The organism is Chamaesiphon sp. VAR_48_metabat_403 (assembly GCF_031422475.1).
Classification (GTDB): domain Bacteria; phylum Cyanobacteriota; class Cyanobacteriia; order Cyanobacteriales; family Chamaesiphonaceae; genus Chamaesiphon.
Genome location: NZ_JANPLS010000296.1, coordinates 1 through 14,297, shown reverse-complemented (window position 1 = coordinate 14,297; position 14,297 = coordinate 1). Strand labels below are relative to the sequence as shown.

General features: G+C 47.9%; 8 protein-coding genes and 1 pseudogene. 3 read left to right on the top strand and 6 right to left on the bottom strand.

The genetic code is table 11. The features are described from left to right. Positions 1-33: 33 nt before the first annotated feature. From RMO79_RS14130 to RMO79_RS14120, 3 genes are all read right to left on the bottom strand, one after another. Complete coding sequence (locus RMO79_RS14130; RefSeq protein WP_310483803.1) at positions 34-1,716, bottom strand: S-layer homology domain-containing protein; 1,683 nt, start codon at positions 1,714-1,716, stop codon at positions 34-36. A gap of 311 nt (positions 1,717-2,027) precedes the next feature. Next, on the bottom strand, positions 2,028-2,759 hold the full coding sequence (locus RMO79_RS14125; RefSeq protein ID WP_310483802.1) for a hypothetical protein: 732 nt from the start codon (positions 2,757-2,759) through the stop codon (positions 2,028-2,030). 96 nt (positions 2,760-2,855) lie between these two features. Beyond that, positions 2,856-4,571, bottom strand: coding sequence for an S-layer homology domain-containing protein (locus tag RMO79_RS14120; RefSeq protein ID WP_310483801.1), 1,716 nt, complete (start codon positions 4,569-4,571; stop codon positions 2,856-2,858). A gap of 476 nt (positions 4,572-5,047) precedes the next feature. On the opposite strand from RMO79_RS14120, the gene RMO79_RS14115 reads away from it, so the two are divergent. Next, the gene (locus RMO79_RS14115; RefSeq protein WP_310483800.1) at positions 5,048-6,991 is read left to right on the top strand and encodes a nucleoside-diphosphate sugar epimerase/dehydratase; all 1,944 of its coding nucleotides are present in this window, start codon (positions 5,048-5,050) and stop codon (positions 6,989-6,991) included. Between the two features lie 136 nt (positions 6,992-7,127). On the opposite strand, the gene RMO79_RS14110 is transcribed toward RMO79_RS14115, so the two are convergent. After that, complete coding sequence (locus RMO79_RS14110; protein WP_310483799.1) at positions 7,128-8,609, bottom strand: amidase; 1,482 nt, start codon at positions 8,607-8,609, stop codon at positions 7,128-7,130. A 174-nt stretch (positions 8,610-8,783) separates the two neighbouring features. On the opposite strand from RMO79_RS14110, the gene RMO79_RS14105 reads away from it, so the two are divergent. After that, on the top strand, positions 8,784-9,437 hold the full coding sequence (locus RMO79_RS14105) for a WHG domain-containing protein (RefSeq protein WP_310483798.1): 654 nt from the start codon (positions 8,784-8,786) through the stop codon (positions 9,435-9,437). Positions 9,438-9,472: 35 nt separating this feature from the next. Here the strand turns inward: RMO79_RS14105 and RMO79_RS14100 are convergent, their stop codons facing one another. Continuing rightward, a complete protein-coding gene (locus RMO79_RS14100) occupies positions 9,473-11,002 on the bottom strand; it encodes a GTP-binding protein (RefSeq protein WP_310483797.1) in 1,530 nt (509 codons plus the stop codon). A gap of 25 nt (positions 11,003-11,027) precedes the next feature. Further along, entirely contained in the window at positions 11,028-13,523 is a 2,496-nt protein-coding gene (locus RMO79_RS14095) for a WD40 repeat domain-containing protein (RefSeq protein WP_310483796.1), read from the bottom strand. Positions 13,524-14,175: 652 nt separating this feature from the next. Here RMO79_RS14095 and RMO79_RS14090 point away from each other — a divergent pair. Then, a pseudogene (locus RMO79_RS14090) lies at positions 14,176-14,297 on the top strand (cysteine synthase A); the annotation flags it as partial.

Sequence of the window (14,297 nt, the reverse complement as noted above, 5' to 3'; positions counted from 1 at the left end):
AAAATCTTCTAAAGTCGAATACTGGGTGTAATTTTAGAACCGGAAACCCAAACCCGCGTTAAGCGTAAACCGCGAACCACCAGTTTCTTTATTGACCAAATCGACGATCGATGGTACCAATTGAATCGTGGCACTGTCATTTAAGTACACCGTAATTGGTAAACCCAAATTCAAATCTTGGCCGTTCCAGTCAGCAACTAGCGAGAAATTCGGCGATAGCCGCGTACCCAGACTTCCAAATACGCCATAACTATTTTTACCATTACGAATATCGCCGACGCTGCGGAATCGTCCCGCGCCACCGCCGACGGATATCGTCGTATTACTAAAAAAGCCGACATTTGGATCGGGATTGACGATATAGCTGGCAACACCGTAGCCCGTCTGACCGCCATCTAAGTTTTTACTCAAAAGTACGGCATTTTCATAGCCACCTGCGATCGCAAAATTATCGCCAAACTGCTTGTGCAACTTGAAGCTGAGACTACTATTTTTGAGGAAACCACTAAAAATGGTGCTGTAAGAAGTCGCAACTGTTTCCAACCCCAGGAAGTTACGCGCATCGCCCAACCCAAACCCCAGATAGGCAGCACCATCTTTTCGATCCTGTCCTTGATTGGGCGGATTGAGATACAACGCCGCCCGCGTCGATGCTTGGTAGGAGCTACCAACAAAAACGTTACCCCAACTCAACCCAAAGGCATTGGGAGTGGTCAAACCGCCGACTGGGTAAATATTGGTATTAGTCGCTCTGAGATCTGGCAATCGATCGACAACACTAAGTTTAGAGATCGCTTCGTCTTTACTTAGTGCGGCAACTCTGGGCGTAACGTCAGAAACAGCGGTCGCATATACGCCTTGAGGACAAGCGACGATGTATTTATTGGCAGGACTAGACTTATCTAGCGCAGCTAACTTACCCGCACTGACTAAAACTTGGTGGATGTAAGCCGCCACATCGGCGCGAGTCGCTACTGTCTCTGCGCCAAAGTTGCCCCCAGGGAGCTTGGAATTATCGTATTCGGCACTGACAGCGATACATTTTTGAGTGGCAGCAATCAGAGCATTTTGACCGTAGCTGGGGACTTGCTGGGCATCGCCATAGACGCTATTGAGATCTAAGTTACCGCTGGGAGCGAATTTATTCCCATTAGTCAGGGCGACAATACTCTCGATCCGGTTAATTTGACGATCGGGTTTAAAAGTAGCGTCGGGATATCCAGCTAAAAAACCACTCTGGTAAGCTTTTTGAATGACGGTACGCGCCCAATATCGAGCTGTAACATCTTTGAATTTCGCTGGAGAGCGGACGGATTGAAGCTCGAAGGCTCTATTTAATAAAGCTGCAAACTCAGCTCTGGTAACGGGTCGATCGGGTTTAAAAGTACCATCGGGGTAGCCTTTAATGATATCTTTTGCGACTAGAGATCGAATAAACGGTTCTGCCCAATTACCTGCGATATCACTAGCCTGAGCGACTTTTTTGGCAGGTCGATTTGCTAGTACGGGTGGATTGGCAGTTCCGGCGATAGCTTCTGCTAAAGAACCAGATACTGCTAATTTAGGTAATGAATTACCGCGATCGGGATCTGTTGGTGCGGCCAATCCAGATCCGGTACTAATAACTACACTAGTGGAAACCGAGCCAATGAGTAAGAAAGCGAAGCGATCTAGCTGAATGCGAGCGGGACGGGGTTTTCGATCGTGCTGGTTCATGGTTTTTATGGCGCACTCCTCACCGGAAAAGCTACGGCTAATCTATTATCGCACTACTGATGATATTCTTATCTGTATTTATATACGCAATTGATTTTCTTTATCGATGTTAATTGCTAAATAGCAATAACATCACAATTTTATTTAGAGATCTTTTTGGGAATATAACTAGTACTTGTATTTAAACTTGCCAGATGGCGATCGATGCCTAATTTTCGATCGATATTTACAACAACAGGAGTGGGGAAATATTTTCCCCACTCCTGCTGTGTGCGAAGTTAGTTAACTTGTAAATAATTTCGTGCTAATTCCTATCTTGGAGTAGGGGGAGTACTAGGCGTGGTACCACCAGAAGGATCTACTGGTGCGGGTGGAGTGCTAGGTGCGGGTGGAGTACTAGGTGTAGAAGGAGTACTAGGTGTAGAAGGAGTTGTTGGTTCTGGGGTTGTTGGTGCGCTAGGTGCAGGTGCCGCAGGCGCGCTAGGTGCTGGAGCCGATTGGTTGGCAATTTGAATCATTTGACCCAATACGCCTTGTAAGGCTTTTTGTCCGGCTGGTGCATCGCTAATCGCTTTTTCTGGGCCGAGTTCGCCGACTAAAGCTTTGACGTATTCATTGTACGCGCCAACTGAGGCGTTCAGCTTGGTCGCACTAATGTTACCATTGCCCGATCGCATTCCTTGGACGTTAGAGGCCAGATTAGCTGCGGCTTTACCTGTCGCGCCATCAGCAGCTACGCCAGTCGGTAATAGTGCGGCAACTAATGGTGCGGGTGCGGCACCGTTGATGACATCAAAAGTCGCGGCATCGCCAACGCTGTTAGCAGTCAGCGATTGGGAAAACTGATCGACCGCACTTTGACTTGCAGATGCATAAGATGGCTGACCGCCGCCAACAATCCCGCCACCACCAGTGTTGGTAATTGAAGTAAAGGTGTTGCCGTTGTCGGAACCGTTACCGATTTGGGCTTGCGCTGGAGCGAGATTGACTGCTGCTAGGGTAGCAACAACACCCATGCCTAATAAATAAGAAGAGATTTTCATGTTGACGATCGTAAAGAAAAGAATGAATAATGCCGATCGAAAGTTTGAGGATCGCTCGTTAACTTTCGATCGGGAAACCAACAGAACTAGCAACGATTAGAAACTAAAACCTAAACCACCGCTAACCGTAAAGCGAGAACCACCAGTTTCAGGATTTACTAGATCGACTAGTGCTGGGGTAATTTGGAAGGAAGTACCACCACCAAACGGAATGGAGATGGGTAAACCAACGCCTAAATCTTGACCGTTCCAGTCAGCAACTAACGAGACATTAGAGAATAACTTGGTACCGATGCTACCAAAGACGTTAATTGTATCGCGCCCAGCACGGATATCGCCTACATTCCGGAAGCGACCAGCACCAGCACCAACAGAGAGGGTCGTATTGCTAAAGAAGCCCTGATTGGGATCGGGGTTGAGGATTACGCTGGCAACACCATAACCAGTCCGACCTCCATTAACACCGCCATCAGGATTGACTGGATTAAATCCAGCGTTATTACCAAAGGTGATGGCATTTTCGTAACCACCAGCGATCGCCAAGTTGTCGCCGAGTAGTTTGTGGAGTTTGAAACTTACACCACCGTTATCAAACGAACCAGCATTGGTGCGGTTGTAGGTAGTAGCTACAGTTTCTAAGCCCAAGAAGTCGCGGGAATTGCCCAAGCCAAAACCGACGGAATAAGCATAGGTTTCTTGACCTTTGGCTGTTCCAGGATTAACGTTAGGTGGTGTATAGATAATTGGGCGAGTTTGGTTTTGATAGCCCGCACCGACGAAGAAGCCAGTGTTAGCACCAAAAGCTGTGGGAGTACCCAAACCGCCAACGGGGAAAGTACCTACGCCACCGCTGCTAGCGATTTCTGGGACTTGACCGGGAATGCTTAATTTAGCGATCGCTTCATCGGCGGTAACTGGTGTCGCTGCTGCGGGAGTACCAGTGATGCTAGTTACGTATACACCTTGAGGACAAGATGCAATGTATTTGTTAGCAGGGCTAGATTGCTCTAGGGCGGTCAGCCTGCCTGCGCCAACTAAGACTTGGTGGATGTATGCAGCTACATCCGCGCGAGTTGCAACGGTATTGGGGCCAAAGTTACCACCAGGTAACTTCGAGCTATCGTAATCGACACTAACAGCGACACATTTTTGAGTTGCTGCTACCAATGCATTTTGACCGTAGCTGGGTACTTGAGCTGCGTCGCCAAAGACACCATTGAGGTCTAAGTCACCAGTAGGTGTCAGTTTGCTACCATTGACTAACGAAACTAAACCTTGAATTCTGAGGAGGTTTTGTTTGGGGCCGAAGCTGCCAGGATATCCAGCCAAAAAGCCACTCCGGTAAGCTTTTTGAATGACCCCAGCCGCCCAATATTTGGAGGGAACATCTTTAAATTTGCGTCCAGCCCGAATGGGTTGGAGGTCGAAGGCTTTATTTAGTAAAGCGGCAAATTCAGCCCGCGTGATGGGTTGGTCGGGTCGGAAGGTACCATCTGGGTAACCTTTGATGATGTCTTTTTCGACTAAAACTTTAATAAAAGGTTCTGCCCAGTTGCCAGCGACATCGCTAGCTTGTGCAATTTGGTTCGTTGCTGGAATTGCAGTAGGCGCAGTTGTAGTTGCTTTAATCGTATTGGCTAGCGGCGCAGTAGCAGCAACTTTATTTAACGAATTATTATTTGGTGCTACGGGTGCTGCTACTGCTGGAGAGATTGCTACCATTACACCTGTAAAGACCGAACCTAGCAATAATGATGCAATTCGTCCGATCTGAGCGCGTTCGATCTGTGATTTTTGGCTGTTTTTGTTCATGGGTTTCCGTAATGCACTCCTCATCGAAAAAGTTATCACCTAACATTTTAGTGCAATTTTCCAAATCGAGAGAAGCTGATTATTTATTATAAGTTTACACAACAATCGAGAGTGGGGTCGGATGGTTTTATCCATCGGTTGAATTCATGCATATGTCGATCGAATATTTAAACATCCAGACTGTCAATCGGTTGCTTTGAGCCTCTGTCTGCCAAGTTCAGAGATTTGGCTGAGTACATTTACAAGAAAAAAATATACTTTAGATGTATCGACAAAGCTCGTAAAAACTGTTTTTTAGCATTTTTAGTTACCAAAAATGCTCAGTTTCGATTGCGTCAATGCGATCGCATCCCAACCGCTTACACCAAAAGACAATGCTAATTGCCATCGGATTAGCAAAGGTCAAAAACCAAGTTTTAGATTTAATCTACCCTTGATTTCAACTTGTTAAAACCCGTCGATTGTGTCATAATACCATGTCCACTAAAAGCCGATCTTTGTTGAGTATTGAAGCTACCGCAGCGACTCTTGAAAAACTTGTTAACGCGCTTTCCAATCATCAGAAGTATACGATCCTGACGGCGATCGATATCTGTTTGTTCCTGCTCTCGATTGTGGCGGCAATCGGCTGCGAGTACGGATTCGATATCGTTCCTGAGGAAATGCTGCGCTTAGGTGATTTTACGATCGCCCAGATCGGGATCGAGATTGGATTCTTTTGGTATTTTGGGATTTATCAACAGGTATTACGATACATTGACGGTGGATTTATCTTGTCGATCGCCAAAGCGGTATGTGCTAGTACGATCGCGACGATCGCACTTTCGGGCTTATTTGTAAATCCCGTAATTCCAATTGCGATCCCGCTCGTGAATGGGATGTTGGCACTAATTTTGTCGATCGCATTTAGATTGTGCGTAAGGTTGACATTAGGGAGAGTGCGGCAGATTAATTACCCATGTCATGATGTCAGTGGTGTCGTTATTTACGGAGCTGGGAGTGCTGGTTGTATCCTCGCCCAAGCTCTCGCTGGCGAACATGGCAAACGAGCAATCGGGTTTGTAGACGATAATCCCTACCTACAAGGTCGCAACGTTCAAGGGTTGAGAGTATACACTCCCGCCGAATTGCTGAAATTAAAAGCCACCGTCGGATTTGAAGAAATTCTCTTGGCAATGCCCTCGATCGAAGGGCATCGCAAACGCGATATTTTACAGAAACTGCAAGTACTGGGCGTATCTGTCAAAACCGTACCCAGCATTACCGAGATTCTCAGCGGTCATGTCTCGGTTAACAAAGTCCGCGAACTCGATATTGAAGATTTATTAGGGCGTAAACCAATTGCCGCTCATCCCGAACTACTCCAGCACGATATTATCGATCGAGTCGTACTAGTCACTGGTGGCGGTGGTTCGATCGGTTCGGAACTCTGTCGGCAAATTGCCAAACAGCAACCCAAAATGCTGATAATTTATGAGTTGCATGAATTTGCGCTCTACCAAATGGATCTAGAGTTAGGCGAAAATTATCCTCATCTGCATAAAGTTGCTTGTTTGGGTTCGGTCACCGATGCTCAAACTTTAACCCAAGTACTAGAGAAATATAGCGTAGACACGATCTATCATGCCGCTGCTTACAAACACGTTCCGATCGTCGAAGCCAATCCGGTTTCGGGCATCATTAACAATATTAATGGTACCTTGATCGCCGCTAAATGCGCGATCGCTTGTGGCGTGCCAAAATTTGTGCTGATTTCTACCGATAAAGCCGTCCGCCCGACCAATATTATGGGTGCTACCAAGCGCGTTGCCGAATTGGTACTCCAAGGATTAGCCGATTTGCCCAACCACGGCACCTGCTTTACAATGGTACGATTTGGTAACGTTTTGGGTAGTAGCGGTTCTGTCGTCCCTCGCTTCCGCGCTCAGATCGCCGCAGGTAAGTCGATTACCTTAACGCATACAGACATCACACGGTATTTTATGACCATCCCTGAAGCTGCGACGCTAGTAATTCAAGCTGGTGCGATGGCTAAAGGGGGCGAAGTATTTTTACTTGATATGGGCGAACCAGTCAAAATTTACGATTTAGCTACCCAAATGATTCGCTTACACGGTCTAGAGCCGCTCAAAGATGTCAAAATCGAGGTGACTGGTTTGCGTCCCGGCGAGAAAATCTACGAAGAGCTACTAATTGACTGTAACGCCGCTTTGCCCACCGGACACCCCAAGATTTTCTGCGCTCGTGAGGCTAAATTAGCGTGGAAAGACCTTTCACCCCAGCTCACCAATTTACTCGACTCAGCGGCTGAATGCGATGTCACTGAGTGCGTAGCTGCACTCCACAACTTGGTACCAGAATATCAACCGATGGGACAATACGCTCAAACACAAGTCGAATACGAACCGATCGCAGCGTGAGGTGAGAGGGAATGCTTCTCCTTGGGGAGACGCTGTGCCTACGGCAGGCTACGCCAACGCTAAGGCTTCGTATCGCCAAGGGCGAGGCTGTGCCAACGCCAACAACACAAGTAGGGAATAGAGAATCTTCGTCGCCTTATTTATAGCCCGATGGCTGGCGAAAATCGCCGACGATATTGTCGATTAATTGGGCGATCGAAAGTAACTCTATGTCCTGCCACCGTTTGCCGATAATCTGCATTCCGATCGGTAACCCCGATTGAGTTTGCCCGATCGGGATAACTACAGATGGATGTCCAGTCAGATTGAAGGGCACCACATAAGCACCGGAAGCTAGCGAATATGGTACGTTGTAGTTATCGACTCGAATTGCCGCGCCACGTCGGCAATGGGCGAATGCTGGTGTCATGGCAACTGGGCACAGCCAGACATCCCATCGATCTAATTCTCCATCCATTTGCGTGGTGAAGCGATCGCGTGCTGTCAGGGTTTGAAAATAGCCTTTAAGAGTTGGATTCAAGGAGATTGGCAAGCCGATTCCCGCAATGTTGCCCAGTTTCCGAAATTCTCGATCGCCTTGAATTCCGTCCCGCCAGAGAAATGCTAAATTTTTGCGAAGATCTCCGAGTGTCAACGATTGGGCATGGACGAGATTGTATGCTATGAGCTGATAGTAAGTTCGCCAAGCTGCGGCAAAATCAAAGTCTGGTACCCATCGATCGACCGTAATTCCAGCATCGATGAGTTTGGTAGCAACCGATCGCATTGCCGATTTTAGATCGCTAGCAACTGGATAGATCGACCATTCCTCCGCCCAAGCAATCCGGAGCGTCTCAAGTTGCCGATCTGTGGGTCGATCTATGGGCATGGGTGGCAGATCTGGCTGCGCGGGATCGGCACCAGCAGTAATTTGTAGACACAGGCGCAGATCGGCAATCGAGCGTGCGAGAGAGCCAACTGTCAGCATCTGACGCAGCGATTTCGGTGCGCCTGGAACCTCTGGAATATGTCCGGTGGTGGGTACCCGTCGATCGGTTGGCTTGAAGCCGTAAATACCACAAAAATGGGCGGGTTGACGGATCGATCCACCCACATCGGAACATAGATCTAGAGCTGCAAATCCCGCTGAGATCGCGGCTGCACCACCACTAGAAGTGCCCCCAGGTGTGTAGTCTAGATTCCAGGGATTATTAACGCGATCGAAAACGTCATTGAGTCCCTGATATCCACCTGCTAAATCGCCGACATTTGTTTTGCCAATTACGATCGCACCTGCCGATTTCAGCCGACTTACCGCTGTTGCATCTTGTTGCGGAATATAATTAGTCAGCGACAGCGATCCGGCTGTCGTTCGTAATCCAGCCGTTGCCAACACGTCTTTAATGGTAATCGGTACTCCATGTAACGCACCCCAATTTTCACCCCGAAATAACGCCTCATCGGCTCGATTAGCTTGAAAACGAGCATTTTCTTCATCTAACGTGCAAATAGCATTTAAATTGGAGTTATGTTTAGCTATTTGCGCCAGATAAGCATCCAAAACTTCTACCGCTGAAACTCGACGATCTCGAATCGCCTGAGCGAGTTCGCTAGCAGATGCAAATGTCAGGTCATTCATCTTTTTGTTTTTAGTTAACTATATTAACTTATTAGTTTACAGCAGTTTTAGGCTTTAGCGAAGATCTACCCACCCCACTGGTCGGGTCACCCGACCAGTAGCCCTACGGGCACCCCTCCTGGGAGTGGATTTTCACTACTTCTTACTTCTTACTTCTTACTCCTTACTAAAAAAATGGGTCGTCCAACTAAGGAAAAATCGCTCACCTCGCGCGATGTTGTCGATGCAGCGATCGCGTGTCTCGATCGAGAAGGTGAATCTGCTTTAGGTGTCAATCGCGTAGCGCGAGAGCTAGGAATCAAACCACCAGCTATTTACAAGCATTTAGACGGAAATACCGGATTGCGTCGCGCTGTGGCGTTGACAATTTGGCGCGACTATCTTGCCGATTGTCAATGCCAAACTGCTGGAGTGACAGAATTCAAGCCCTTATTTCTGCTTAGTGCCAGAGCTACCCGCAACTTTGCAAAAGCTTATCCAGCTCGATATCAAGTGATGATGGAATATCAATTGCGTCCTAGCGATGCGGAAGAAGCGGAAATCATCCAACACTCGCTAGGTTTATTTCAAGCAGCAATGCAGCTTTCGACCTTAAATCGAGACGCGATCGTGGATACAATGCGGATGGTAAATGCGGCGATTTTTGGCTTTATTACTCGCGAACGATCCGAACTGATGACGATAAATCGCGATCCCGATGCTAGTTATGAGGTGATGTTAGCAGCACTGATTGTCGCGATTGAGTATATCCGGCAGGACACTCCAGCGATTGAAATCGCCGCTTGTGATGCAACGCGAACCCAGACGGTGCCTTACCCTACGGGATAACACACCCTACTTTCTACTTCCCGATCTAGCAACGCCTATTTTTCGGTATTGCTAATTTCAGTTAATTTGACAGCACCAGCCGCGATCGCTTGCCCGATGAAAGCTTTGATAAAGTCTTCCTTGCGATTTAATTGAAACTGTTGCTGCACGGCTTCCGCCATCCCGCCATCACCCCACGATCGATCTTGGCGGAAGTATTCGATAAAACTGCGTCCGGCAATTCGGGTTAAATAGGCGGCGGTAATACCTTGAATGCCTTTCCCTAGCGCGTAGGTAGTGACATTAATCGTGAGAGCCGCAGATAATAGTTGAATCGCACCTTTGACGATGCCCAAACTCGTCAGGGTTTTACCGAGCGAGAGAGCTAATTCTTGAGCTGCATCTTTATTTAAATCGCAGCCATAAATCTTGCCGATCTCGATAATCATCTGAGTATTAATTGCGGCGGTTGCCAGAAAATCGACTACTGGTAATGGGGTAATGGTGACAACTCCCGCACCGATCCATTGAAATCGATTCACGATTCGATCGGCTTGACGGCGACGTTGTTCGTCGATAAGCTGCCTTGCTTCAGCTCCTAACCGCTGGGATTGCAGTAAAATGTTATCTGCGACCAATTCTTCGCCTTCGGCTCTGAGAACGGCGGCTAGACGGCGGATGAGGGGAAATATATCGGGGTCGGGAGTAAAGATTTCGCCTGATTCTAATCGGACTGATTGGGGGTTAGCGGCGATCGCGATGACATCTTGGTGGTCGATCTCGCTCTGGACGCGGTTTTGAAGCTGGGCAATAATTTTTTCGCGATCGGCGGGTGGATATAAGTCGGTTTTGTTGAAAATTAGCAGCGATCGTTTGCCGATTTGAGCCAATCCCATCAGGGGGATATATTCGGACGATCGCAGGTCGTTATCTACGACAAATAACAGCAGATCGGCAGATGTCGCTAGCTCTCTGGCGATCGCTTCCCGTTGCGTACCTGCGATGCCAGCTTCTAAAATGCCGGGGGTATCGGTGAGTAAAATCTGACGATCTAAGCCTTTTAATTCGAGCGTATACGTTTCCCCTCTGGTTGTCGTCCCCATCGGCGCGCCGACTTCGCCGACAATCCGCCCGATAATGGCGTTAATTAGGGAAGTTTTGCCAGCCGAACCAGTCCCGAATACCACGACGCGAATTTGTCCCCGCGCTAAGTTTTCGGCGATTTCTCGCGATTTAGCTAGTAAGGCTTGACGGGTGACTTCATCTTGAATTTGTTGGAGCTGAAGATCGATCGCCGCTAGATTTGCAGTAGCAGCGGCGGTTTTTTCAACGGGAACAGTGGGTAATTGCTGCTGTTTAGCGTGCGATTTGCCCCACCAGCCTTGGAAAATCCCGGTATAGTAAATTATCGCCGCGATCGCGATGCCAATTAAGACTAAAATGCCGATTAATAGTGGTGTCGCCAGCCACGGTGTCGTCCAACTAACTTGGACGTAAAGAGCATAGAGGGAATTAATCAGCCACAGTGCCAGAATTGCGGTGGTAATTACAGCAATCGCGATCGACCAAGAACGGGGTAAACGCATCGTTGAATTAATAGCGATCTACTCATCATCCTAGCCGATCGTCACTCGATTCGGTCGGCACTTGCCAGACTTGAATCTCGCCATAACTACCTGTCGCAACCGTGCGATTATCAGCACTAATCGCGACAGATAAAATCGGTCGATCGTGAGCAGAAATGGTATGTAGGAGTTTACCATCGCTCAGATTCCAGATCTTAACCGTTCGATCGTCGCCACCACTGATAATTGTCCGCCCATCGGGGGAAAGTGCCAAGCAGCCGATCGGTTTAGTATGACCGATCGATGTATTTATTAAATTACCAGTCGCTACTTCCCAAATTTTAATCGTGCAATCGTGACTGGCACTGATAACTTTGGTACCGTCAGATGAGATGGCAATGCCACTAATCCGACCGCTGTGACCTAAGATTGTTTTGAGCAGCCGTCCTTCTTTCAGGTGCCATAACCTGACTGTATAGTCGCTGCTACCGCTGGCGACTAGTTGCGCTTGTTGGTGAGTCGCCACGCAAGCGACGTTTTGCAGATGACCCGAACATTGATGAATTAACAGACCGTTTTGCGGCTGCCAAATTTTGAGCAGCGCATCATTACCGCCAGAAACGAGTCGTTGACCGTCGCTGGTGAGGGAGATGGCATTAACAGCAGATTTATGATCGAGGAGCTGCGGTAATTTAGTCCCGGTCGTCAGTTGCCACCATTGAATCGTCCCATCTAAACTACCACTGACGATCGTTTCGGCATCGGCAGTTAGTAAGACACTATAAACCCAATGACTGTGACCGAGTAAGTTATGAATTAGCTTGCCGTCGGATCGTCGCCAGACCTTGACAGCATCGTCTATATGTGTTATGTCACCATGCCCGCTGACTAGCCACTGACCGTCGTTACTAAAAGCGAGACTGTAAATCTCGCTATAATAGCCAGTCAGTTGCTGGACTAGTTCGAGTCGATCGTAAGCAATTGCCTCCGGTAGGGGCATCGCCGTCAGTCCGATCGTCAGATCGGCTTGGGCGAGCATATTGGTGGCTTCGGTATCGGCCCAAGTTTGGGAAATTCCAGCCAATTCTGTCGAGTTGAGGGTGACGTGTGCTAGCCGTTGCCAACTCGATGCTGGGGCGGCAATTTGCTGACAGATCGTTGGCAGACAACTCGCCGATGGTACGACTTTTTCGATCGCCTGAAGCCGCTCGCGGGCATCTCTAACGGCTAGTTGGAGCGATTTACCACTAGAAAATGCTTTGAGGAAAAGTTTGACAAATTCCTGAGCGACTTGATCTTGCACGGCTTCGCGCATGACAATTAGGTTAGGAATTTGCAGATCTACTAACTCGCCAGCTAAGTCTAAGCCCTCGCCACAGTTGAGAATGAGGAGTTTCAAACCCCGTTGGACGGCGATCCGAATCCGATATTTAAATTCGGCAATCCCGATCGTATCGTGATGATTGATGTAGATCCGATTGTTGGGTAGATAGCCAGAAATATAACTGCTAAAAAAAATCGCACTCCAAGATTTTTGGCTGATGGCGTTGACAAAATCACTATGACTCGGTGCAACGATAAACTCAGATCTTGTATAGGGTAGTGCATCTAAATATGCTTTGGAGCGATCGAGTTTGATCCCTTGCGCGCTTGTGAGCATCGAGAGGACGGATATTTCTAATTGCTCTTGAGCGGCGGCGCGATCGGAGATCGTCGGGATTAGCGACAGGCTGACTTCCGATTGCGGATAGCGATCGAGTAATGGTTGCCAAATCGAATTCCAGGGTAGTTTTAAAAGTGCCTTAGAACGGCTGCGGACGATCGTCTCGATTTCGACTTCGGGATCGATCGTGGTGGCTAACCGCTCGCGGATGGTCTGGAAGCCGGGGGAACCATACCATTGATGGAAACTAGCCTGGATCATTGCACCAGCATCCAGACAGTCGTTAATCCGCTCTGGGACGAGACTGACTGCTTTATTACTCATCAGGCGATGATTCTGCGGATCGAGCCGTCGATAGCGAGATTGCCATTCCTGATACTGAGACATCATCTGTGGCAAATCTGGGAACGTTACGACTGTCTGTGTCAGTAATTGCCCCGTGGCAGCTAGAACAGTTAAATCTACTTGTAGTAACGATCCAGATTGAATCTCTTCGACTGTAAAAATTACTTCTTTACCCCAAATCTGCGAAGAAGATCGACCGACTGAAGCAGTGCTATTATCCTCGCGCACCTGACTATCGCCACTGCTTGTCGCCGGATAAGCATACAGCGGCTCCATTTCCTGACAGAGGAAATTAGCAACAGTGTAGTAATTAGTACTGTGATTGAGTCTAATGACAATCCGGTAAAGTAAATACTTTAGCTCGACGATCGAAGCATGACGATCTCGCAACTGTTGGATGTAGCTTTTGAATTTAGCCGTACTTAGTTGTTGTGCTTCATTACTCCAATTATTGGTACATGCACAAAATACCAGCTTTTTAATTCTGGCAATGTGATTGCTTTGTTCTAGATTGTGTACGATCGCATCCAGCATCCCCGACTCCCGATTAAGACTTAATTCCCTCGCACAGGCGGTTGCGCGCCCTCAGATCTCAGCCACAATATCGAACTCCTAAGCTGTTAAAATTTGATGCTTAACAACATCAAAAAGCCAGCAATATTCGATAATTTTTAGATAACTAGTAACAATTGTAGCTTGGATTTTCAACCCAAGTCTGCCGATCGGTAGCATCGTCCCCACCTGAATAGGTTGACACTTACCGACCGATCGATGAGATTAACTGTCTTATCTATTATTCCCAGCATCTGCACATTCTCTATCATCTCCTGTCGATCGGATTTTAGTAGCCAGTAACTAATAATTTGCCAGTAGTGGCTCCTCAGGGTAACTATGATTGTTAAAATTTTAGGTAGGTGGCTCATCATCTATGACTAGGTATCGATCTCGGCTGCATTGAGAGATGATAAGCTCAGATCTCGATCGCCTTTGCCGCACTAGACTGCCAATCATTTAACTTACTTACCTTCTGTCTTGAAAAGGTGCTTCACTTGCGGCGCACTTTTGGACGGGTTCCCCACTGGTCGGGTCACCCGCCCAGTTGTCAAAATAAGTGCGACAAGACAGGGCAAAGCCCAAGAACGCACTTTTCGCTCCCCGCTCGATCCCCCTACCTGCTGTTGATTTTATGAAAATTGCTAACGATATTACTGAATTAGTCGGTCGCACGCCGCTGGTGAGACTCAATCGCATCCCACAGGCTGAAGGCTGTGTTGCAACTATTGTGGTTAAGCTAGAAGGCATGAACCC